Source organism: Vibrio crassostreae (assembly GCF_024347415.1).
GTDB lineage: Bacteria > Pseudomonadota > Gammaproteobacteria > Enterobacterales > Vibrionaceae > Vibrio > Vibrio crassostreae.
On sequence record NZ_AP025476.1, the window covers coordinates 1,419,665 to 1,442,942 of the forward strand.

Here is a 23,278-nt window from a genome sequence, read left to right on the forward strand (position 1 = left end):
TTATTGTTGTTATTCGTAAACGCCATTCCTGAAAAACAGGTAGGACTAGGTTGAGAACTGCATTGATAAAGTAACGGCACCCGCTAAGGTGCCGTTGATTCATTATGCTTGTTCGTTTGAGTCGCTATTCGTATCTTCACGAACGTCAAACTCAACATGCCATTTCTGACCATTATCAGTAGCAATCGCTTCTAGGTATAAGGTACCTAGCTCAGTAACGCGAGAAGCCAGAGTAACTGGAACCACTTCACCTTCGCGACGGCCTTCTGAAACCGGCAGTGTCACTTGAATTTCAGGAAGTTCGTCTAGTTCTTCAGGCGCCCAGTGATCAAGGTGAGTACCTGCTTGATCTTCACGGCGTGTCGTTGAACCGAAGAATTGGAAGTGAACCGGCTGGCCAATCACTAGGCCGAACTCTTGGCTAGGTACTTGAACGCTTGAACCTTCTTCCATACCAAATGGTGCAACACACAGTGCTTCCATTGGAGGAGCCATACCTGGGATTGCTGGCATCGCGCTTTCAATTCCTACGTAGTAAGAAGAAGCGATACCGCCACGGATACGAACGCCTTGGCCACGACGAACTGCGCCGTAGTAAGAAGCACCGCTTGCAACCGCTAGGTCCAGATCTAGACCTGAAAGTTGTTTAGCGAACTCTTCGTCAGCATTGATCAGCCATTCGTTGATCGTATCTGTAAGACGATCAGCAAGTAGGTTTGATTTTAGAACACCACCATTGAACAGGATTGCTGTTGGTTTGATGAAGTCTGCTGCTGGCGCCGCTTCTGCACCTGGCATACCGGGCATGTTTGCAAACGGGTTGAAATCTTGCTGAGCCGTTTCGCTATTTCCAGAAAGCGCGTTTGCTTGCTTAGAAAGGAATGCGGCAATGTGACGAGTAATCCCTGCGTCTTGAGCGTAAGGCAGACCCATTTGAGTCAGTGCGCCACGCGTCTTTTGTACTGGGTGCTCAGTCACAGCAACTTTAGGGAAGAAGCCGTCCACTAATGTTTGTTGTACTTCTTGCTGAGTCAGTTCTGTTTTCAGTGTCGCGCCAAGTAGTTTAGAACCACGGCTTGGTACAACGATAGGCACAGATTGCAGTTCAGCATCGTTAAGCAGTGCTTCTTTCGCATCACGACATGCGTGAGTCATGGCTTGAACCTGCCAAGGAGCCAATTCTTTGCCTTCTTGAGCCAGTTTCATTTTCAGGCGGTAAGCCAGTGCTAAGTCCATGTTGTCGCCGCCAAGTAGGATGTGTTCACCTACAGCGATACGATTCAGGCTTAAGTTACCGTCGTCTTGTGTTACTTCAACTAGCGAAAGGTCGGTTGTACCACCACCAATATCGACAACAAGAACGATGTCACCAACGTTTACTTCATCACGCCATGTGTCGTTGCTGTTATCAATCCAGCTGTAAAGAGCCGCTTGTGGCTCTTCAAGAAGCGTTAGGTGAGTGAAACCAACATTACGTGCAGCTTCTGCTGTTAGGTCACGAGCCGCAGGATCAAACGAAGCAGGAACCGTGATCGTTACGTCTTGGTCTGCCAGTTTGTGTTCTGGGTTAGCGTGGTTCCATGCGTCTTTAAGGTGCTCAAGGTACAGTTCAGTTGTCTTAAGCGGAGATACTTTTTCTACTTCTTCAGGGCTGCCTGCAGGAAGGAAAGCATCGCGACGGTTTACACCACCGTGGCATAGCCAAGATTTTGCACTTGCTACCAAACGGATAGGGGTTTTAGAGCCAAGGTTACGAGCAATCGCACCCACTAGTGCTTTCGGCTCTGAAGACCAAGGAAGAACGCGAGATCCCGCATTCATTTCATGTTCGTGCGGCTGGTATAGGAACGAGCCAAGTTGGCTGCGAGTTTCTACTGTACCTGGCGCCGTAAGCTGAGGGATTGGCATCACCTCAACGCGAGCGTCTTCATTGGTTGTATCGATGAAAGACAAAACGCAGTGTGTGGTACCTAAATCGATACCGACACTGAATTTAGGTGCCTGATGCTCTTGTGAATGCTCTTGTGAATGCTCTTGAGCTGAATGACTTTGGTGTTCCATTATAGCTCCACCTCTGCCGGTGCAATTACAGATGCATCGTAGTTTTCAGCAAGCTTAGGCAGATTCATGTCAGTTGCTTTCCAACCTTTGTGAACCAGTGTGCCGTTGAATGGCGCATTGCCTGTTACGTTGCCTGTTAGGCGAATTTCTTGAGGGTTGAAACCTTCAGCGATAGTGATACGTGTTTCTTCATCTTCGCTGCGGATATGAGAAAGCGTTACGTAGTCTGCTAATACTTTTTGGCCGCCAGTGTGAATAACACGAGCTGCTGCGCCAACTTCTTCATCAGAGAATGACGTTAGGTCTTCTTTTAGGAAGTCAATTAAACGCGCTTCTTGCTGCATGATAGACAGTAGCTGCATCGCTGAATCAGTTGGGGCTGTTGCCAGCTTAGATTCAACTTCTACTACTTTTTCGATAACACGTTCAACTTCAACAACTTTCTCTACTTCGACAATTTTTTCAACTGGCTTTTCAACTTCAACTATCTTCTCTACTGGTTTTTCTACGACTTTCTCTACCACTTTGGTTTTACGAGAAACGGCAATTAGCAGTAGTAAAACGCTTGATGCAGTTAGGCCTGCGTGAAGCATATCAAACGTTTGTGGGATTAGGTTCAAATCAACGATCATAGTGATTTCTCTTTAAAATTGATTTAACGGTATATTCGTCGGTTCAAAGGAATATACAGGTTGGAAAGAAACTCAGTGGCGTGAAGCCGAATTGGTCACTTTCAAGCTATAAATATGGGTGGATACTAGCATATTCAAGGCTTAAGAGTGGTATTTAATGCTTTCAATCAAGTGGGTTTTTAGTGTGTTAGCTTGAAATTTAGTCGAGATTTGCCTGAATATTGGCCTCTGATGTGAGGGGGAGGTAAACAATGCCTGTTTTATGTTAGTTTTTAGACCAAACATAAATGGAGCATGATTCCCTTCCGTTATATACTTTTAACTCATTAGAGCCTATTTGGAAGCCACATGCCCCACACAACCGACCCACTAACAGGGTTGAAGAGACGAACTCTCCCATTGGTCGTATTTTCGGTCAGTTTTTTGATTACTGTGTTGTGTTTTATATTAGTCGCGCTCAATCAAAACCGCGCATTAAATATGAATCTGGATAGCTTTGCTACTCACCAGACATTGAGCTTGGAAGCGTTTATCGCTAATGATGTGGCTTATATTGGTTCCGGTGCTAATTTTTTCTATTCTAACGACCCTGAAAACTGGGATAAATTTGATCGTTTTGCCCAGCAAACCATTAATGACTCAAAAAGCTTAATCGGCTTGCAGTGGATGCAAAAAGTGCCGGCAGACGAGATTGCCGAGCATACCGATAAGATGAAAGCAAAATACCCGTCTTACGAGCTGTATACAATCCCAAAACATGAAGCTAAAACCTATGGCTACGTCTTAGATGGCGAGCCAGCTTTTATCGCGACTGACTTGTATCCCAATACTGCTGCTAACGACAAGGTTCTTGGCTTTTACTCTTCTCGTGAGCGATTCAAGCGTGTCTTAGAAAACATCAAACAGACCCGCGAAGCGAATATTTCAGACAAGGTACGTCTGATACAAGACGGCCTAGATCAAGATACCCCAAAGAGCGGCATGTTGGTTTACCACCCAGTATTTGAAGGCGAAAGCGACAATTTGCTCGGTGTTGTGATTGGTGTGGTTCGCACCACATATTATTTCGAAAACCTTTTGGCATCAGCGGTGGGTGATATGGATGTCTATATCCGTGTTACCGATACCGGGTTCGAGGCGGAGGATTCGCCAATCTTATTTGAAACCGAAGGTTATGAAGCGGTATCTGGGCACCACATTACCAAGACAATCGCACTGACTAATCGTGACTGGAAGATCGACTACAAGATTGATTCATGCATCTCTTTCTATGGTTACCTTGTATTAACCGGAATCGCTTTGGTTGGTACAACCATCTCTTTGCTGCTGGCGTACATCGTTAACATGCAAATCAGAGAAAAAGAGCGCTTGTATCGAATGCTAGACAAACGAACAGAGGAGCTTCGCTTCTTAGCTGACCACGATAGTCTGACGGAGATTTATAACCGACGCGCTTTCAATAAGAAGCTGGATAAGGCGATTGAGCGAGACCAACCTTTTAGTTTGATTGGGTTTGATATCGACAAGTTCAAAGGCATTAACGATGAGTTTGGGCACCCGGCAGGTGACGCTTTGCTGATTCATGTCATCAAGTTGATTTCTGTGAACCTGAAACAAGGGGACGACCTGTTTCGTTTAGGTGGTGATGAGTTCTGCATTATCTCTAGCATCTCGAATCATGAAGCTTTGAATCGTTATTTAGAGTGCATCCTGAATACCGTGAGTCACTCTCATTGTGAACACAAAGGTCGACAACTTAGTTGTACCCTGAGTATTGGTGCTGCCATTCGTAGTGGTGAGGACTCTGAAGAGATCATGCAAAAAGCGGACAGCATGCTCTACCAAAGTAAGTCAAATGGCCGAAATAGAGTCACAATTGCAGGCTAAATGAGCACTTGATGCAACTGGGGTCGAGTTCTTTATTGGGCTCATGTACAATTTCACGAAATTTTTGACGAGAGAATTAGGCGACGTATGAATCACAATCGAGTGGTGTGTTTCGATTTGGAAATGTGCTGTTGGAGCGAAGACGGTGTAGGGACAACAGGTGAGATCATTGAAGTTGGTCTTGCTGAGATTGATCTCGCATCCGGTACTATCGTGAAGCGCGCACAGTATTACGTTAAGCCAGAGAAAGACGAAGTCTCTCTGTTCTGCGCCGAACTCACGGGCATTACACCGCGCAAGATCGAAAAACAGGGTCGCCCTCTAGAGTCTGTCATCAAGTCGATGATTAAGAACTTCGGTGGTCCCAAAAAAATCTATGCAGCGTGGGGGCGTGACGATCTTATCTTACACAAAGAGTGTATTGAAAAAGGCATCGAACCGCCGTTTAGCGAGTTCTTGAATATCGCAACGCTTTATCGAGTTCAGAATCGATTGAAAGACAAACGCATTGGTCACCGCGCTGCTCAAGAAGCGAAAAACATTGAGTGGGAAGGTCGTCAACACTCGGGTTATGTTGATGCGTATAACTTAGCTAAGCTAACGCTGACTATGCTGTAGTCATTTGCATTAAACGGGCGCTTGGTTAAATACATAAAACCAGCCAGATTCTTGTGAGTTATCCAAATCAAAGCCACCTAGTTATCAGGTGGTTTTTTTCTATCTGCTATTTGAGGGTGATTACTATCCAAAAAACCTAATTTCAGTGAGTGGCTTATCAATAGTGAATGGCTACATCGCTTATTTAATGAGTGAATAATATTGGTTTGAAATTTAGCTTTTTAATTAATATTAAATCGCAGGTTGCAGCCTTGATTGGGTAGGGCTAGATGATAGCGTTAGCTCACCCAAAACAAGGAGAATAGGATGAAGCACATTATTAAGTATGGATTGGCACTGGGGGCGCTAAGCGTCAGCGCGCTAGTTTCGGCAACCCCCGTTGTATTGATAAACACTTTTTCAGTCGAGCCAGCCCATGAAGCCGCAACGTTAGCGTATTGGGAAAGCGCAAGAGACGTATTAGAGCAGCAACCTGGGTACTTATCGACCAAGTTACACCGTTCTTTAAGCTCGGACGCAACTTACCGCTTCATCAATGTCGCTGAATGGGAAAGTAAGAAGCAATTCCATGATGCGATACAGGCGATGAGAAAAGAGTTACCACCTTTAAAAATCGAAGGGGTTTCTGCTGACCCTAACTTGTATGAAATTGTTCGCGACTAATTAGGAAACCACATAATGAAAACAACGCTAGGAACCTTTTTAGCTATTTTTAGCTTTCTATTTTCAGCCCTTCTATTTTCTAGTTATAGCCATGCTGCGGCATACGGTGTGTCAGTAGCTTGGAAAACCGATGACGCTCAAGCGGTATTTGAGGCAATGCCGCATCAGAAAAAAGCATTTGCTAACTTAATTGATGCGGGCTTAGTCCACGACATGTTCGTATCTGAAAGCTTTATCGGAGATAAGAAATTTCCGATCATCAAGTTTGTGATTGAAGCGGATAGCGAACAACACGTTCGAGAGTTGATTGGTAACTTACCATTCCAATTTAAAGATCTTGTAGAGGTGACTGAAATTAGAGACATCGGTAATAAGTGGTTAAACACTGAAGTCGCTTTCAAAAACTACGCAGTTGAACTCGCTTGGAAAGAGCCAGAGAATCAATTCATTGTCGACGAGATTATTAGCCAAGATTTACAAATGGTTGTCGATTGGAGCGCTCAAGGCGTGATTACTTCTGCTTATTTAAAACATCAAGAAATAGCACAAGAGAAACCAAACCAAAAAGCGATGATTAGGCCAATCTACTCAATGGCAATATTGGCTAAAAACGAAGCACAAGCACGCAAAGTTGCCAATCAGTTGAATGCAGTAAAGCTAGGCTTTGCTGAAGTCATGGTCAGTGAGCTGGGCTTTAAACTAGATCTATAGAAAATAAGAATTATAAAAAATGAGAGACGTAGAAACGAGCGTTATAGATATCATTCGATGTAACTTCGTTTCCATAGGCCTGGTTAGTTGAACTAAGAGTTAGGCCTCGTACTAAGGTGAGTGAGTCTGCATGACTGACTCACCTTATCGTTGTTTTTCTTGTTACTTGCTGAACTTATATTTGGCTTAATTATTGGCTAAACTTATCACCATTCTTTTCTATGTATGGTTTGGCATTAGCTCGACCAAACCAACACCTTTTTGATGACCTTTTTATTTATGAACACCTCGCCGAAATGAACGCCAGTAGCCCTGAAAAAATCATCTTAGACGCCTCGGGTATCGAGTTGGTTAACAACACACTCATTGATTCGGAATCTGGTAAGCGGGTCACCTTATCCCCCTCAGAAGGCCTGATTCTTGAACATCTAGTTAAGAACAGCCCAAAAGCCGTTGGTCGAGACTTTTTACTTGAGCATTGCTGGCCGGGCAGGGTTGTGACGGGCAGTTCACTTAATGTCGCGGTGAAGAATCTTCGCACGGCATTAAATTCGTTTGAGTGTGATTGCAAAATCTTAACGGTGCAAAAGGAAGGGTACAGTTTTAGCCGACCTCAACAGCTCGGTGGTTACCTATTAACACCCACTTCAGCTATTCAAGTTGAAGTGATTGACGAAACCTCTGCTTCAAAGAGCTCGAGTACTGAACGCGGCAACAATGAACATGAGCCTGTCTTAACGAAGCAACCGTACTCTTATAAACAACGTCAGGTGCAGTACTTTATCGCGCGTCATCGCTCTCGTATCGCAGGAATATTAGTCAGCGCGTTTCTTCTTATGCTGTTTTATCAATTTGCTTTTTTTATGGATAAGACCAGCTATCGCGGCATGGATGTTTATCACGACAGTTTGAATTTTGATCAAGAACTGTTAACCGAGCTGAATAGCGTGTCAGAACTCGGTGTTGATTCTCTCTACTTACATCGCATTGGCGTTGGATGTCAGAACATTCAAGCCGTTGCTTTGATAAACGGGCGTTGGAAAGAGATGAGCCATCAGTTTAAATCGCTCTCATGTGATGAAGACGATGAGCGAGGACAATCGATATGAATCGTAAGTTCTGGATGCCCATCTTATTAACGTTTTTTGTGATTCTAAATGTAGGTTTAATCTCTGGGATCGTAACCAAAAGTACCTATAAATTCTCAGCAGAGTATCCAATGGTAGGTTGGGAAAAAATCTCACTGCGATTGGAAAATGGTCGAGTTAAAATGCAGTACATTGGATACGACATCGATGGGAATGTTGTTCAAACCAAGCAGATGTTTGGTGTGTTCTTACGTTGGGGGAATCACTACTACCTTTACCAATTGGACCAAGACCAAGCCCAAGATAAACAGGTTTTCAATATCAAGCACTTATATATTCAACAAACACAAGGCAAGCGTAGCGTTTTGGTATCAAATCAGCGCGGCCTTTATGTGACTAAAAAGGGCACGCCGTTAGAGCTCAAAGGCATCATGCATGGCGATCGATTACGCTAATACAGAGGTTTAACGTGAGTAGAGATCGCTTGATTAGCTTTTACCGAGGACGTTCAACTTAGTCTTGATAAAGTCACTGTGGTCAACGTAGAGCAGTTCTGCTGTTTTACGGATCACAGAGTCTTCGATAGGGTCAATTTCCCCGTCGGCGTGCGCCACTTCCCACATCGCTTTGATTAAATCGATTCTCACTGGTTGAGAAAGATCTCTAAGTTGAGATGTAAAGTCATACAGCGATACTGATTGCTCTACTTTCGGCTCTGCTTGCGCTAGCAGCACCTTCGCTTGTTCTTCATCTAAATCCAGCAAGCGTTGAAGAAGCTGTAGCTTAGCGACTCTTTCTGATTCATTGATCTGATGGTCGGCTCCCGCGACTTCACACAACAAACTCGCGATGGCGATGTTCGGTGATGTGCCTTGGTTTTTGCTTAGGTCCTGGCCTTCAATCAATTGTTTAAACATTGATGTGAGAGAATTGAACATAACGAGCTCCAGTTAAAATTTGTATCGGGTTCCGTAACGCTGATAGCTAAAACTACAAGTATAACTATAACTATTGGGTCTACAGAGTGTGATCGCAAGCGTCTTTACTAAAAACTGACATTACGGATACGCGAGCGATAAGGAGCACTTCCTAGTCCGGTTTTGGAAAGCGGGTGACCTTGCCATCGCCACTGAGTGTCGTGATCGATTGCGGTTTCCCATCGGTATCTAGCCTCAATTCACCAATCGCACTGCGGTTTGAAAGGCGATAGAAGGTCTGATTGTCAGGGCTTCGCTTTTCGATCTTCAAGCGTTTACGCTTAGTGAAGTAGTTCAAAATTGAGCGAGGGCTGTACAACAGACGGTCCCATACATCGCAGAATTTAAGCAGCGGAGCAGGGAACTGGTTTTTAATGCCACTACAGGTAATCTGATAGATGTTCGGGCTGTTGCGACGATACCTAAGCTTGATGTCATAAGCAAAGGAGTAGTGAACATCGCCAGAAAGCACCACGAAGTTGGTCGGTGTTTTGGTATGGGTAAAGATGCTGATCAGCGTATTCGCACTGCCCGGGTGTGCCATCCAGTTTTCAGCGTCAATCACTAATGGCTTGCCGATTGTGGTCGCCATCTTTTGCAGTGTTTCAATAAACTTCACGCCAAACATCGGTGCAGCAGAAACGATCACCACTTTATCTTGATTCATTAACTGATGCTGAAACTCAATCAAGGCTTCCCAGTCCATTAAACCTGAAGGCTTATTCATGCGTGACTCTGAACGCCAACGGCGGGTTCGAGTATCTAACACAATGACTTTAGGTGAGGTATCTATTGTGTAATGCCACTCTTCAAAGCGATTCAGCATCTCAATGAAGGCTTGATGCTTGTCTGGCTCGATGTTGCCAACAGAGTGAGTAGTCGCAGGATTACCGGCTTCATTATGCGTTTGTTCAGTAATGCGCGGATGATCGACAAAAAGCTGTTTTGCTTGCTCGATGAACGCTTCGTCGAAGCTCTCAGGCTTGTTACCCCAACCCTGACACATCCAGTAGGCGGCAAGGCCATTACCAATCACTTGAGTGGCGAACTGATTTTGGTCGACGGCGTATTCCCAACCCACTGTAAGGTTCCAATCATCAGTAACATCGTGATCGTCGAAGATCATGTATGTTGGGATATGCGCGAACAGACGTTGTACTTGCGGTAAGCCAGCAATGAAATCATCGATGATGACGCTTTCATCACGCCACTGTTGCTGCTCTGCAGGTGTTAATTGACGACCAGCCTGCTTGAAATCATTTTCAATTAATCGCTCACGGTTGATGCATTGCCACAAGGTAGGAGACCAAACCAGCAGGTACATTGCGATGAATTCAGACAATGTGACCAAGTGGTTCTCACAATCAGTCGAGCTGAAGATAGGAATCCCGCGTTTAGGGAATAACTTATCGAGCAGCGAATCCGAAGTGTTGTGGTGTGGCAGTAGGTGATGGCGTTGATAGAGGTGATATTCACTCTCAAACAAGGCATTACTACTGTTGATTTGGTTAACCTGTGAATCGGTTGGTAACTCTTCACCAATCAGACCAAGCAGTTGAATCACTTGTTGAATAGCATCAAGCGTTGGGCCTGCCACATGATCGGCGTAGATCTGATCGCCGCTCATCATCAGCATATCGGGTCTTTCTGCAACGGTTTGCTCGGCAATCTTGTTATCGGCTGCGACTAGGCTGTCTTTGCTTGGATGATGCGGGTTACGGCAAGATCCATGAAGAATGTAATCAGCCGAGGTCGATATCTTAAACTCAACGTGAGATTTGCCATTGTAAACAAGGTGAGGGGCGAGCTCTTTTAGTGAACCTGAGTCTGTGTGAATGTCATACTCAAGAAGCGTATTAGTCGGAAACTGACCTTGTAAGCGGATGAGTGTCACCCACGCATGTGTGCCGACTTGAATCGAATCATGCTCTTCAAGCGAAGAGGTATAAAACGGTTGGTCTTGCTCTACGTTGGACTGGCCGATTTCTTCAACGAGATCTGTTTCGTTAACATACAGCTCAGCCCTGCCTATGAGAGGCGAGCTGGTGGCTAACCAAATTACCACTTCAGTCGCGGTGGTTTTTCTTAAAATGGGTCCGGCGAGTAACAGGGGAAGAGATGATGTCGTAGAGGGTTTCAATACGGTACCTAAAATCGTTAGTGGCTAGTCGTCGTGGTGTTCTTTTGTTTAGAGCTTGTTCGTGTCTGGCTTTGTGGTTTCAAGCTTTGATGCTTCAAGTTCTACTGAGTCAAATTCTGTTGTTTTATTCTCTGCAATCTCAGGCTGGGTTGCTTCCAGCTCTGCCATTTCAGATTCAGTTGATTCAAGTATTTCGATAACTTCCGAGCTAGAAAGTTCATGGCCCATTAGAAATATTGCCAATAGAGCATCGGCTTTGGTCTTGGTATCGGAAGTGTCGTCTAAAACCTGCTCTAATTTTTCACGAATCATGGCGATTTCGTGTTCAACAAAACCACGGCCTTCGTCATCCCCTTGGTTTTCTTCAGGGGCGTTATCGAACTCCATAAACAGCAACTCACCGTCTAACTTTGTGTTAACCAGTCGCTCTGGCAACCATTCCTCACCCATAACGATATCTGGGTCGGAATCATTGGGTAAGTGGTCTATAATGTTTTGTAATTCTGAGACTTTCACAATACTTTCATTTAACCGAGAATATCCTACATTGTAACGGTCAATGCCGAGCAAACCTAAAAATAGTTAGCCATCACGGTTAATAAATGTCTATTCAGTAACACAATATTTATTACAAAGAGTAATTACATAAGAATGAAGCTCAAATATTTACCGACTCTCACTTCATCGGGTGCGATTCTACTTGGTAGCGCGTTCCTAAGCACTAATGTGTGGGCCGCTGAAGAGCAAGAGTGGGGCATTGCAGCAATGTTCCGTACTGCTAGTATCCCTTATGACACGTCAGGTGGTGATAAGACCGTCAGCTCGTTTGTCCCAATGTTGTTCTTTAAAAACGACTATGTGTTCATTGACGGTACTGAAATGGGGGCTTACCTCTACCAAACAGATGACGAGAAATGGTCTTTTAATGCTATTTCTCGCATGCGGTTTATTGATATCCCAGCATCTGAGCAGAACGCGATTGAGGGTGATACAGCTGACTTCGGTGGGCAACTTGCGTACCAGTTGGACGAGCAGTGGGCTGTTGAAACAGAAATCATGAGTGACAGTGAGTTTAACCTCCACGGTAACTTGCGTGCTAAAGCGAAGTATGAAACAGGCGATTGGGAGTTCTACCCAAGTGCGACACTGCGTTATAAAAGTGCTGACTTCAACAGTGAGTATTACTCTGCAGCGAGTGAAAGCATTGGGGCTGGTGTTGACTTAAATGTCGGTGTTGAAGCGCGTTACCATGTAGTTTCAAACTTATACTTATTGGGTTCAACCAGTGTCACTCGATTGGACGATAACGCTTACGATTCGTCGATTGTCGAAGATCGTTATCAAGGTGAACTGTACCTTGGCTTTGGTTTCTTTAACGATAAAGAGAAAGCGCCGAAACCTAAGTTGAGCAATGCGCCGTATTTACGTGTCGCACATGGCTGGGCAACACCGTCGAATATCGGCGACATCATGAAGTTCAACACAGAGAAAGACGAATACAACAACCAACTCACATCGTTCTTTTACGGTCACCCTTTAACGGATGAGATCTTTGGTTTCCCGTTGGATATCTATCTAACGCCGGGTATTGCGCATCACTGGAGTTCAGACGTTCAATCCAGTAGCACGGAATACATCATTGCAATTAAAGCGTACTACACCTTCAACTGGCCAACTCAGTGGCGATTCGGTGTCGCAGAGGGTATGTCTTATATAGATTCGATTACTTATATCGAAGGCTCTGAAATGGATCGTAAGGGCTACACGGCAAGCCACCTGTTAAACTACTTGGACTTCTCATTTGATGTGAACGTCGGTGACCTTATCGGTAAGAATGACCTCAACAATTTATGGTTTGGTTACTCATTACATCACCGCTCGGCGATCTTTGAAAATGCGTCCCAGTTTGGACGTATCAAAGGTGGCAGTAACTACAACACGGTTTACTTCCAATACGAGTTTTAAGGTTAGTTTTGAGCCGTAGTTTACTAAGTACGACTTACATTTGACCTCGCTTTCATAGCTCCTGCGAGTGTTAGTGAGATTAATCAGCCTGATAGCAAAAGGTTTTCCCTTTGCTGTCAGGCTTTTTTGTTTGAGACTTGTGATATAATCGCGCGAGTTTAATAAGTATAAGAATAGGACACGCTTTGACTTCGTCTCCGGAAAAAGCAGATAACAACAAGAATGCAGCCCAATCGAGTTCCTCAAAGAACAACACTGCATCGAATAAGTCTGCTGAACAATCAAATGCCAAAAAAGCTGAACAATCAGCGACAAACAACAAATCATCTCAGAATAGTCCAGCCTCTCTTCGTAAAGCACTCAACGAATGCATGATGCGCGATCGCTTCCGTTTGAGTAAGCGAATTGCTGGTGCGAGTAAAATTAAGAACGAACAAGCTAAGCACGCTGTCTTTGATGAGATTGCGTTAGACATTGCTAAGTCAATGATGACGGCAACTCAGCGTGCTGCGCAAAAACCAACGATTGAATACCCAGAAATTCTCCCTGTTAGCCAAAAACGCGACGACATCGCGAAAGCCATTGCTGAAAACCAAGTGGTTATCGTGGCGGGTGAAACGGGTTCGGGTAAAACCACTCAGCTACCAAAAATCTGCTCTGAGCTTGGCCGTGGTCGCTTTGGCCTAATTGGTCACACTCAGCCTCGTCGTCTTGCTGCGCGTTCGGTTGCGAACCGTATTGCTGAAGAGATGGAAACGCAGCTAGGTGAGTTTGTTGGTTATAAGGTTCGATTCAACGACCAGATTTCTGACAACACACAGATCAAATTGATGACCGACGGTATTCTACTGGCGGAGATTCAACACGACCGTTTTTTAAACCAGTACGACACCATCATCATCGATGAAGCGCACGAACGTAGCCTGAACATCGATTTCATCATGGGTTACCTGAAAGAGTTGCTACCAAAGCGTCCTGATCTGAAAGTGATCATCACGTCGGCAACCATCGATCCAGAGCGTTTCTCTAAACACTTCAATAATGCGCCAATCATTGAAGTGTCTGGCCGTACTTACCCAGTAGACACGCGTTACCGCCCATTAGGTGGTGATGAAAGTGACTCAGATCGCGACCAAATTGAAGGCATCTTTGAAGCGGTTGATGAACTGTGTGATGAAGGGCTTGGCGATATCTTGATCTTCATGAACGGTGAGCGAGAGATTCGTGATACCGCAGATGCATTAAGTAAACGCAACCTTCGTGATACTGAGATTGTTCCGCTATACGCGCGTCTGTCCGCGGGAGAGCAGAACCGAATCTTCCAGTCTCACACGGGACGACGCATCGTTCTGGCAACCAACGTGGCAGAAACCTCATTAACCGTTCCGGGCATCAAGTATGTTATCGACCCGGGTACGGCGCGTATTAGCCGTTACAGCTACCGCACCAAAGTACAGCGCCTACCGATTGAGCCCGTGTCTCAAGCGAGCGCAAACCAGCGTAAAGGTCGTTGTGGTCGTGTTGCGGAAGGTATCTGTATTCGTCTGTACTCTGAGGAAGATTTCGAGTCACGCCCAGAGTTCACGGATCCAGAGATCCTGCGTACTAACCTAGCGTCGGTTATCCTTCAGATGACAGCGCTTGGCCTAGGCGACATTCAAGCATTCCCATTTGTTGAAGCGCCAGATAAGCGCAACATTCAAGATGGTGTAAGGCTGCTTGAAGAGCTTGGTGCGATTGCGACTGTTGAACCGTCTGCGAACAAAAATAAGAATCAAGGCGACGATAAGAAGAAGCTCACGGCGATTGGTCGTAAGCTAGCGAAGTTGCCTATCGATCCGCGTCTAGCACGTATGGTCATCGAAGCGCCACGCAACCGCTGTCTACATGAAGTGATGGTTATTGCGTCTGCACTGTCGATTCAAGACCCGCGAGAGCGCCCGTCAGACAAACAACAATCGTCTGACGACAAGCACAAGCGCTTCTTCGATAAAGAGTCTGATTTCATCACGTTTGTGAACCTATGGGATTACATCAAGCAGCAGCAAAAAGCGCTGTCGAGTAACCAGTTCCGCAAACAGTGTAAGCAGGATTACCTGAACTATTTACGTATTCGTGAATGGCAAGATGTGTACTTCCAAATTCACCAAGCGATGCGTGAATTGGATACCAAACTGAACACAGAACCGGGCAGTTACGATGGCATTCACATGTCACTGCTATCAGGTCTGCTTTCACACATCGGTATGAAAGACCAAGAGAAGAATGAATATCAAGGTGCTCGTAATGCGCGCTTCCATATCTTCCCTGCGTCTGGCCTATTTAAGAAACAGCCTAAGTGGATCATGTCTGCTGAGCTGGTGGAAACCTCAAAGCTTTGGGGTCGTGTTATCGCCAAGATTCAACCGGAATGGATTGAACCGCTAGCGAAACACCTGATTAAACGCAGCTACAGCGAACCACATTGGTCGAAGAAGCAAGCGGCGGTAATGGCACACGAAAAAGTGATGCTTTACGGAATCCCGATTGTCCCTAAACGTCTTGTGAACTACGGAGCGATTGATGCAACTGTCAGCCGTGAGTTGTTTGTACGTAGTGCATTAGTAGAAGGTGAGTGGGAAACCAAACACACCTTCTTCAAGCAAAACCGCAAGCTACTGCAAGAAGTGGAAGAGCTTGAGCATAAATCGCGTCGTCGTGACATCTTGATCGACGATGATGAACTGTTCGATTTCTATGACCAGCGTGTTGGCGAAGAGGCAGTTTCAGGCCGTCACTTCGATACATGGTGGAAGAAGACCAGCCAGAAAACCCCTGAACTGCTGAACTTTGAAAAGTCGATGCTGTTCCGAGGTGATGCTAGCCACGTTACTGACTTGGATTACCCGAACTTTTGGCACCAAAACGGTATCAAGCTCAAGCTGAGTTACCAATTTGAGCCTGGCGATGACAACGATGGTGTAACGGTACACATTCCGCTGCCTATCTTGAACCAGATCGACCAGAACGGATTCGATTGGCAGATCCCAGGACTACGTCAGGAATTGGTGATTAGCCTAATCAAGTCATTACCTAAAACGCTACGCCGTAACTTTGTGCCTGCGCCAAACTACGCCGATGCATTCTTGGCTCGTGTTACACCGTTAGAAGCGCCGCTGTTAGACTCTCTTGAGAAAGAGCTACGCCGCATGACGGGTGTAGAAGTGGTACGTGATGACTGGAAGTTAGACCAGATTCCAGAGCACTTAAAGGTAACATTCCGCGCTGTCGATCATCGCAAGCGTAAGCTGAAAGAACAGAAAGATTTGCATGAGTTGAAAGAGAGCCTGAAAGACAAGGTTCAAGAAACGCTTTCTAAAGTAGCAGACGATGACATCGAGCAGCAGAACCTGCACACGTGGAGCTTTGGTGAATTACCAAAAGTCTACCAACAGAAACGCGGTGGCTACGATGTTAAAGCCTTCCCTGCGCTGGTGGATACCAAAGACAGCGTAGAGATCAAACTGTTCGAAACCGAGCAAGAGCAGATCTCGGCAATGAAATCGGGTCAACGTCGTTTGATCTTATTGAACGTGCCGTCGCCGATCAAATACTTGCACTCTAACTTGCCGAACAAATCGAAACTTGGCTTGTACTTCAACCCGTACGGACAGGTACTTGATTTAATCGATGACTGTATCGCTTGTGGTATTGATAAGCTGATTGAAGAGAAGGGCGGTTTGGTTTGGGAACCAGAGCAGTTTGAAGCACTGAAAGAGCACGTACGTGCAGAGTTGGGTGATACGGTAGTTGAGATTGCTCAACAAGTTGAAACCATCTTAACCACGGCATTCAGCATCAGTAAGAAGCTAAAAGGCCGTGTCGATCTTTCTATGGCATTCGCACTTTCTGACATAAAAGCTCAAGTAGAAGGTTTGATTTTTAAGGGTTTTGCCACAGAATGTGGGTGGAAACGCCTGCCGGATATTCTACGCTATATGAGAGCGATTGAACGCCGCATGGAAAAACTGCCAATTGACCCGAATAAAGATCGTCTTCATATGATCAAAGTTGAGTCAGTAATGAATGATTACAAAGAACTGCTGAATAAAATTCCAAAAGGGATCGCGGTTCCAGAAAATGTAAAAGAGGTGCGTTGGATGATAGAAGAGCTTCGTGTAAGCTTCTTCGCACAGCAGCTCGGTACGCCTTACCCAGTATCAGATAAGCGTGTTAAAAACGCGATTGATGCTTGCTAAAGGAATAAAGCTAGACGCAATAGCAAGGTTTGGGTATAAATCTTGCTTATTGCATTACTAATTAAATAGTTACTACAAAAAGGGCGACTTGGTGGCAATTTATTACCACGCAAGGCCTGCCACTAGGACGAAAAGGTCGAATATGAAAAAAACGTTATTGGCACTAGCACTGCTAGGTGCATCTTCAACAGCTATGGCTGATTCTTGGTTGTACGGCGGTGTTATGGGTGGTCAAAACTCATTAGGCAACGAAGAAGAAACAGCGATGGGTATCCACGTAGGTACAGGCATCCTGCCACTAATCGGTATTGAAGCGGGTTACTGGGATCTAGGTTCTTTCGACAGCGTTAAGTACGGCAACCGTGACCTTACAAACCTAGATGCAAGCACAGCTTACCTAGCGATCAAACCAAGCATCGACTTCGGCCCTCTTCACGTTTACGCGAAGGCTGGTATCCATTCCTACGATCTTAAATCTGATGGCTTCAAGCAATCAGGTGAAGATGTAATGTACGGTGTAGGCGCAGAATACTTCATCTTTGGTCCACTATCTGTCGGCGCTAGCTACCAAAACTTCAAAATGAAAGATGACGACTCAGGCGTATTCACGCTAAACGCAACTATCCACCTACTGTAATCAATCAGTAAGACGATCGTAAATAACGGTCGGATAGTCGTTAAAGAGTTCGTTAGAATTCATAAAAAATGCCAGCTTGATAGCTGGCATTTTTGTATCTGTTCAATAGTAATGTGGCTGACTTAAGCGGTATTACTTAAGCGGTATGAGTTAAGCGAGCAGCGCTATTTTTTGCTGTTTAGAATCTTCTGGATTCTTGGGTTAATCGCTTTACCGTGTTGGCTTTCATACTCTTCGCGTTTCAAGTCGTTTAGGTTCTTCACTGAGTTAGCGGCAAGAAGGAATTGCGGTAACTCCGTTTCTAGCATGCCTTTCTCATCTAAACGTTTTGCTTCCAAGTAGTACTTCTTAAACAGGCCATCAAGCTTGTTTTCCGCAGTGCGCTTCAAGTCATACAGCTTGTTTTGAATCAGCCATTTCTCAATCTTGTTCACCGCTGTGCGCGACAACACACGGATACGGCTATCCAACAACTCTTCTTCCGTCAAAGAATCTTTCAGGATCCATAGCTCACCCATTTGCGGCGGCCAACTGTTGCCAAGCTGAATGCGCTCATGACAGTGCATTAGCACTCGGTTTAGGCCGTCTGAATCAACAGAGTTAGCAAACTCAATGAACTTGCCACTTGGCTCGCTACCGTACTGATATTCCCACTGCGTTTCGTATACGCTCAAGAAAGAGCCGAACACATGGATACACCAATCGGTTAGTTCTAATTCTGCGGCATCCTGATCAACAACTGGCACTTGTTGAGACGCACCAGTGCTAGCAGCATTAGGTGTCGCTACTTCCGTACTCTGTGCTTCAATAACGTCAGGTACTGCGGGATCTTTAGGCAGCACTTCCGGAACAACAGGTTGAGCTTGCTCAGAAGGTTGGCTTTTTGCCTTTTTGAATGAGCTGCTGCCTGAAGCGTTCAGATGGGCTAAGCTTTTGTCGATACCCATTTCCTTGAGCTTGTCCTGCATTTCCTGAATATTGAGAGGTCTTCTGCTGTTGTTGTCTTTCATTTTGCTTCTCGTTAACTAACCAGTACTGCAACTTGGATTCGATGCGTGATATTGGCATTAGTTCATTGGCTTTGGCTTTATACCAGAGGACAAATTTTTTCCATACTAAACTATGGTCACCAGCAAGGCCGGAGAATTTAAACGCACGTTCCGCCCATGTTGGAATGATCTCTTCATCCAAATCATGCGTTGAAACGGTGTTGCTGTTCATTGAGCCTCTGCCTTGTGGGCGAGGGGCATGTTGCATGTGTTGCATTGGCGCCGGAGCAGGCTGAAACTTAGGTGCAGGTGCAGGTGCAGGTGCAGGTGCAGGTGCTGTAGAGTAGACCGGAATACTATTGGCCGGTTGAGCCTCAACGTGCGCTGCAGCTTGCTCTTGCTCAATGAGCATTTTGAAAACGTGAATCTCTTTTTGATCTCGATAATCTACTTTCACCTTATCGAGAAAACCTTGGTCGACTAAACACTTAAGACAGTCGGCTAAACCAAACGTAGAGAGAGCACAAAGTTGACCTGCTGTCTGTAGGCACACATTGGTGTAGCCGAATTCGTCAGCACCGTCTGCAAGCATCAATAAAACTAGCTTTTCTGCTGGGCTAGAAGTATTCACTTGCCAAGCTAAATAAGAATATTTGGCGCTCAATATCGTGTTCTCAAAAAAGGTAAGTCGTTGTCACTATTGTAAGTCACCCCTTACCGAATTTATAGCAACTTAACAGAAAACGGCATTAGTAAGCCAAATATTGACCATAAGGAGACATCTGCCCTAAAAAGTAAGCCTACAGTCATTCATTCTTGTGGTTAGCGCTAGGAATCATTGGGCATGAATGCGCATAGCAGCTTAAAGTGACGACATTCTTTGTTAGGTTAAGAATGACCAATTCACTTTCGCAATCTGTAGGTCAAAATACGGGTCTTCTCTTAAGGTCGACTATTGATGATTGTCTTATCGACTCCCAATCCACCTATCCATTCAAATCCTGAATTTAATTTATAAAACACCTTGATATGATCAATATTTGCGCTATTATGACGATAAGTCAGAAATGACGAAGCGTCACAAAATGGTTAACTACATGAATTTACTATTCGTGTTAATATATTGGATAGGAGCGTTTTAAATACTGGCGAAGCTTAGGTAATGGCTAAGCTCATATACGGACTGAGAAATTATGTTTGGCTTTGGTTGTAAAGGCGATAAACAAGGTATCTTTGGTTGCAAAGGCGTGTTGTCTAAAAAGCAGCAGTCTATTGCAGACCGAGAAGTAGAGTTGATGTTGTTAGCAAAAGATCTGGTTCGAGAACAAGGGTTCGGGAACCTCACGATGGACAGGCTAACGGCAGCAAGTTCTTATTCTAAAGGTACGATATACAATCACTTTTGCAGCAAAGAAGACGTGGTTTTAGCCTTGTGTATTCACTCTTTAAAGACCGAGGCATTGATGTTTGCTCGTTCTGGAGAGTTTGAAGGCAACACACGCGAAAAGATAGTCGCACTGCACGTTGCTTACCGAATCTATGCGCGCATGGAACCGGTATTATCAACCTGTGCGATCATGGCAAAAAGCCCGTGGGTACTAGAGAAAGCGTCTAGTGCACGCGTAGCCGAGATGAATGAACTGGAAGAGCTGGTGATTGAACAAGCCGACACTATGGTTAATCAAGCCGTAGAAGCCGGTGATCTTAAGTTCTCTTCTGGTGTGGGTTCTGATGCCATCGTGTTTGCTAACTGGTCAATCGCATTTGGTTCAAATGCCTTGTCACAGAACGCATCAAACAGTCACTGTATTAAGCGGTTACAAGACCCGTATTCAGTATTACACAACGCGAACATGCTACTAGACGGCCTCAATTGGCAGCCCCTTTCTACCGACTGGGATTACCGTAAAACTTGGCGTCGTGTAGAACAAGAACTGTTCAGTGAAGAGATCGCTTACTTAGAATCTGTAGGTCGATAGCTTCCATTAAGCCCACACATGTGGGTTTATTAATAACCATTTTTGACGATTCGTCACAACTTGAGATTAACCGACTGTGGTTGCTGTTTTCTTGAGTGTTTGACTAAGAATTGTGTCTTTTGTCAGCTTCGGCTGGCTTTTTATGACACAAATATGACGAATCGTCACAAATGGAGACTGTGATGAAACATGACAGCCAGAAGCCCGCTTTCGATCAGCAAAATCGAGATAACCCTAATGCCGATAGCGTAAACGCAGATCTAAATAACAGTTGGCACTCAATACCTACCAAACGTTCGTTTATCGTTCTGCTGGTGGTGTTTTCAATCATCATTCTCTCTGCATTAGGGGCTAAGAACCTCTACTTTAGAGGGGACTACAACATCTTCTTCGAAGGCACCAACAAACAGTTGATGGCGTTCGATGAAATCCAAACCACCTTTGCAAAAACCGACAACCTTGCGATTGTTGTCGCCCCTGAAGATGGCAATGTCTTCACTCCTGAAACCCTCACCCTAATTCAAAACCTCACGGTTGACGCGTGGCAGATCCCGTATTCAAGCCGTGTGGATTCTCTTGCCAATTATCAGCACACCGAAGCCATTGAAGATGACCTCTTGGTAGAAGACTTGCTGTATGAAGAGTACGAACACACACCAGAGCGCATAGCCAAAGTAAAACAGATCGCCCTCAACGAGCCGTTGCTCAAGAATGCCTTGGTGTCGGCTTCTGGCGATGTGACGATTGTTAACGTGACCGTACAACTGCCAGAAATAGATAAAACAGCAGAAGTACAAGAGGTGATTGCGGCGATTAATGCCATGATCGGCAAGTACCAAGCTCAGCATCCGAATGTGGAATTCCATAAAGCGGGCATCATCGCCATGAACAACGCATTTATGACTTCGGCTCAACAAGACAGCTCAACGCTCGTGCCGTTAATGCTGCTAGTGGTACTAGTGTTCCTGACCTTTATGCTGCGCTCGTTCTTTAGTGTGGTGGCGACGCTTATTGTGATTATCTCTTCGATTGTTGCCACCATGGGTTTATCTGGTTGGGCAGGGATGTTCTTGAGTACCGCAACCGTCAATGTTCCTACCTTAGTGTTAACTTTGGCGGTTGCTGATTGTGTTCACGTAATCGTGACCATGAGACAAGCGATGCAACGCGGGATGGAGAAAGCACAAGCCATTCAATACAGCATTAAGCTCAATGCTATGCCAATTCTGATCACCTCAGTCACTACTGCGATTGGTTTCTTGATGATGAACATGTCGGATTCACCAGTGCTGCGTGATTTCGGTAACTTATCGGCACTAGGCGTACTTATCGCGTGCTTCCTCTCTGTGACTATGCTGCCTGCACTGCTAAAACTGCTGCCTGTGAAACGACTACCTGCTAACCCTGAGGCGGCAAACAAAGTCACCTTCATGGATAAGCTGGGCGATTTTGTCGTAACTAATCGTAAAGCACTGCTGCCTATTTCTACGCTAGTGATTGTGGGTGCCGCCGCGTTAATTCCACTCAACAAAGTGAACGATGAATCGGTGAAGTATTTCGATACTTCAAGTGAATTCAGACAAGCGGCCGACTTTATGGAAGAGACCGTAAGCGGCATGACGACCCTTAGCATCGCTGTGAAAACCAATGAGTCTCAAGCGATTGCCGATCCTGTGTTCTTGCAAGCAATTGGCGACTTTACTGATTGGCTACGTGTTCAACCAGAAACTGACCACGTGGCAACGCTTTCTGATGTGTATATGCGTTTGAACAAGAACATGCATGGCGACGACGAAAGCTACTACAAGCTGCCGCTTAACCGTGAACTTGCCGCGCAATACTTACTGCTTTATGAGATGTCTCTGCCTTATGGCTTGGACTTGAACAACCAGATCAACGTCGATAAGTCATCGATCAAAATGGTACTTACCGTCGATAACCTCGGCAGCGTTGAGCTAGTGGAACTCGAAGAGCGCATTTACTCATGGTTTGCGGCAAATGCGCCTCAGTATGAAGTAGTCGCGTCGAGCCCATCACTGATGTTTGCCCACATTGGCGAAACCAACATGGCGAGCATGCTCTCGACTCTGCCTATTACCTTAGTGCTTATCTCTGGCTTGATGATCTTTGCGTTGCGCTCAGTTCGCTTAGGCATGATCAGCCTAGTGCCAAACATTGCGCCTGCGATCATTGGCTTTGGTTTATGGGCGCTTATCTCTGGTGAAATCAACCTTGGTTTGTCAGTCGTGGTCACGCTCACATTGGGTATCGTGGTCGATGATGCAGTGCACTTCTTAAGTAAATACCAACGCGCCAGAATGGAAGGGAAATCAGCAGAAGAAGCCGTTCGTTACGCCTTCCACACTGTTGGCCGTGCGTTGTGGATCACCACGGTGGTGCTTGTGGCTGGTTTCTCTGTACTGGCAATGTCGAGCTTCAGACTCAACTCCGACATGGGCTTACTCAGCGCGATTGTGATTTTCATTGCGCTGGTGGTCGACTTCATCTTGCTACCGAGCTTACTGATGATCTTCGACAAACAGACGCACTATGCAGATAAACCTCAGCACGAATCGCAACCATCTAATGCCGAGTTATCTAGAACAACGCAGCCTAACTCGACTGCCGAACTGACTACATCGACCAAATAGGGAATTGTCAGCCTGCTGCGGTGGGCTGATTCAAGGAGATAT

Annotated in this window: 18 protein-coding genes; 11 read left to right on the forward strand and 7 right to left on the reverse strand. The window is 45.4% G+C overall.

What is annotated here, in order from left to right:
- Positions 1–102: 102 nt before the first annotated feature.
- A complete protein-coding gene (locus tag OC193_RS06490) occupies positions 103–2,061 on the reverse strand; it encodes an Hsp70 family protein (RefSeq protein WP_048664811.1) in 1,959 nt (652 codons plus the stop codon).
- Positions 2,061–2,693 carry a DUF2760 domain-containing protein gene (locus OC193_RS06495; RefSeq protein WP_048658430.1) on the reverse strand — a complete coding sequence of 211 codons (633 nt, stop codon included), beginning with the start codon at positions 2,691–2,693 and terminating at the stop codon, positions 2,061–2,063. The genes OC193_RS06490 and OC193_RS06495 overlap by 1 nt, the downstream gene beginning before the upstream one ends.
- Before the next feature lie 348 nt (positions 2,694–3,041).
- Here OC193_RS06495 and OC193_RS06500 point away from each other — a divergent pair, with 348 nt between their 5' ends.
- From OC193_RS06500 to OC193_RS06525, 6 genes are all read left to right on the forward strand, one after another.
- Entirely contained in the window at positions 3,042–4,580 is a 1,539-nt protein-coding gene (locus OC193_RS06500) for a sensor domain-containing diguanylate cyclase (protein ID WP_048664812.1), read from the forward strand.
- Positions 4,581–4,667: 87 nt separating this feature from the next.
- Positions 4,668–5,198: a 3'-5' exonuclease gene (locus OC193_RS06505; RefSeq protein WP_017068784.1), complete on the forward strand. Its 531-nt coding sequence runs from the start codon at positions 4,668–4,670 to the stop codon at positions 5,196–5,198.
- A gap of 306 nt (positions 5,199–5,504) precedes the next feature.
- Positions 5,505–5,861 (forward strand): antibiotic biosynthesis monooxygenase family protein, encoded by a 357-nt coding sequence (locus tag OC193_RS06510; protein WP_048658432.1) that lies wholly within the window; start codon positions 5,505–5,507, stop codon positions 5,859–5,861.
- A gap of 15 nt (positions 5,862–5,876) precedes the next feature.
- Positions 5,877–6,572 (forward strand): hypothetical protein, encoded by a 696-nt coding sequence (locus OC193_RS06515; protein ID WP_048664813.1) that lies wholly within the window; start codon positions 5,877–5,879, stop codon positions 6,570–6,572.
- 296 nt (positions 6,573–6,868) lie between these two features.
- Complete coding sequence (locus OC193_RS06520) at positions 6,869–7,681, forward strand: winged helix-turn-helix domain-containing protein (protein WP_080967355.1); 813 nt, start codon at positions 6,869–6,871, stop codon at positions 7,679–7,681.
- Positions 7,678–8,115, forward strand: a complete 438-nt coding sequence (locus tag OC193_RS06525) for a hypothetical protein (RefSeq protein WP_048658434.1) — start codon at positions 7,678–7,680, stop codon at positions 8,113–8,115. The genes OC193_RS06520 and OC193_RS06525 overlap by 4 nt, the downstream gene beginning before the upstream one ends.
- A gap of 33 nt (positions 8,116–8,148) precedes the next feature.
- On the opposite strand, the gene OC193_RS06530 is transcribed toward OC193_RS06525, so the two are convergent.
- The 3 genes from OC193_RS06530 to OC193_RS06540 form a co-directional block, all read right to left on the reverse strand.
- A complete protein-coding gene (locus OC193_RS06530; protein WP_048609171.1) occupies positions 8,149–8,598 on the reverse strand; it encodes a tellurite resistance TerB family protein in 450 nt (149 codons plus the stop codon).
- A gap of 151 nt (positions 8,599–8,749) precedes the next feature.
- A complete protein-coding gene (locus OC193_RS06535; protein WP_048664814.1) occupies positions 8,750–10,777 on the reverse strand; it encodes a metallophosphoesterase family protein in 2,028 nt (675 codons plus the stop codon).
- 48 nt (positions 10,778–10,825) lie between these two features.
- Positions 10,826–11,347, reverse strand: coding sequence for a VC1380 family protein (locus OC193_RS06540; RefSeq protein WP_080967348.1), 522 nt, complete (start codon positions 11,345–11,347; stop codon positions 10,826–10,828).
- Between the two features lie 81 nt (positions 11,348–11,428).
- Between OC193_RS06540 and OC193_RS06545 the strand changes: the two genes are divergently transcribed.
- The 3 genes from OC193_RS06545 to OC193_RS06555 all read left to right on the forward strand — a co-directional run bounded on the left by OC193_RS06545 (position 11,429) and on the right by OC193_RS06555 (position 17,617).
- Positions 11,429–12,742: a MipA/OmpV family protein gene (locus OC193_RS06545; RefSeq protein WP_048664816.1), complete on the forward strand. Its 1,314-nt coding sequence runs from the start codon at positions 11,429–11,431 to the stop codon at positions 12,740–12,742.
- A gap of 185 nt (positions 12,743–12,927) precedes the next feature.
- Positions 12,928–16,980 carry an ATP-dependent RNA helicase HrpA gene (hrpA, locus tag OC193_RS06550; RefSeq protein WP_048664817.1) on the forward strand — a complete coding sequence of 1,351 codons (4,053 nt, stop codon included), beginning with the start codon at positions 12,928–12,930 and terminating at the stop codon, positions 16,978–16,980.
- A gap of 142 nt (positions 16,981–17,122) precedes the next feature.
- A complete protein-coding gene (locus OC193_RS06555; protein WP_048658439.1) occupies positions 17,123–17,617 on the forward strand; it encodes an outer membrane beta-barrel protein in 495 nt (164 codons plus the stop codon).
- Between the two features lie 164 nt (positions 17,618–17,781).
- Here OC193_RS06555 and OC193_RS06560 read toward each other — a convergent pair whose 3' ends face one another.
- Together OC193_RS06560 and OC193_RS06565 are read right to left on the reverse strand one after the other, a co-directional pair.
- Positions 17,782–18,564, reverse strand: a complete 783-nt coding sequence (locus OC193_RS06560) for a hypothetical protein (protein WP_048664818.1) — start codon at positions 18,562–18,564, stop codon at positions 17,782–17,784.
- A complete protein-coding gene (locus OC193_RS06565) occupies positions 18,485–19,270 on the reverse strand; it encodes a hypothetical protein (RefSeq protein ID WP_048666379.1) in 786 nt (261 codons plus the stop codon). Before OC193_RS06565 ends, OC193_RS06560 begins: the two co-directional genes overlap by 80 nt.
- 529 nt (positions 19,271–19,799) lie before the next feature.
- On the opposite strand from OC193_RS06565, the gene OC193_RS06570 reads away from it, so the two are divergent.
- On the forward strand, positions 19,800–20,585 hold the full coding sequence (locus OC193_RS06570) for a TetR/AcrR family transcriptional regulator (protein ID WP_048664820.1): 786 nt from the start codon (positions 19,800–19,802) through the stop codon (positions 20,583–20,585).
- 170 nt (positions 20,586–20,755) lie between these two features.
- Positions 20,756–23,236 (forward strand): efflux RND transporter permease subunit, encoded by a 2,481-nt coding sequence (locus OC193_RS06575; RefSeq protein ID WP_230682709.1) that lies wholly within the window; start codon positions 20,756–20,758, stop codon positions 23,234–23,236.
- Positions 23,237–23,278: the final 42 nt, after the last annotated feature.

Coding starts and splice junctions, on each gene's coding strand:
- OC193_RS06515 (WP_048664813.1), top strand. CDS start 5,877: ATGAAAACAACGCTAGGAACCTTTTTAGCTATTTTTAGCTTTCTATTT.
- OC193_RS06575 (WP_230682709.1), top strand. CDS start 20,756: ATGGAGACTGTGATGAAACATGACAGCCAGAAGCCCGCTTTCGATCAG.
- OC193_RS06490 (WP_048664811.1), bottom strand. CDS start 2,061: ATGGAACACCAAAGTCATTCAGCTCAAGAGCATTCACAAGAGCATTCA.
- OC193_RS06510 (WP_048658432.1), top strand. CDS start 5,505: ATGAAGCACATTATTAAGTATGGATTGGCACTGGGGGCGCTAAGCGTC.
- OC193_RS06560 (WP_048664818.1), bottom strand. CDS start 18,564: ATGGGTATCGACAAAAGCTTAGCCCATCTGAACGCTTCAGGCAGCAGC.
- OC193_RS06500 (WP_048664812.1), top strand. CDS start 3,042: ATGCCCCACACAACCGACCCACTAACAGGGTTGAAGAGACGAACTCTC.
- OC193_RS06520 (WP_080967355.1), top strand. CDS start 6,869: ATGAACGCCAGTAGCCCTGAAAAAATCATCTTAGACGCCTCGGGTATC.
- OC193_RS06525 (WP_048658434.1), top strand. CDS start 7,678: ATGAATCGTAAGTTCTGGATGCCCATCTTATTAACGTTTTTTGTGATT.
- OC193_RS06530 (WP_048609171.1), bottom strand. CDS start 8,598: ATGTTCAATTCTCTCACATCAATGTTTAAACAATTGATTGAAGGCCAG.
- OC193_RS06570 (WP_048664820.1), top strand. CDS start 19,800: ATGTTTGGCTTTGGTTGTAAAGGCGATAAACAAGGTATCTTTGGTTGC.
- OC193_RS06555 (WP_048658439.1), top strand. CDS start 17,123: ATGAAAAAAACGTTATTGGCACTAGCACTGCTAGGTGCATCTTCAACA.
- OC193_RS06495 (WP_048658430.1), bottom strand. CDS start 2,693: ATGATCGTTGATTTGAACCTAATCCCACAAACGTTTGATATGCTTCAC.
- OC193_RS06545 (WP_048664816.1), top strand. CDS start 11,429: ATGAAGCTCAAATATTTACCGACTCTCACTTCATCGGGTGCGATTCTA.
- OC193_RS06505 (WP_017068784.1), top strand. CDS start 4,668: ATGAATCACAATCGAGTGGTGTGTTTCGATTTGGAAATGTGCTGTTGG.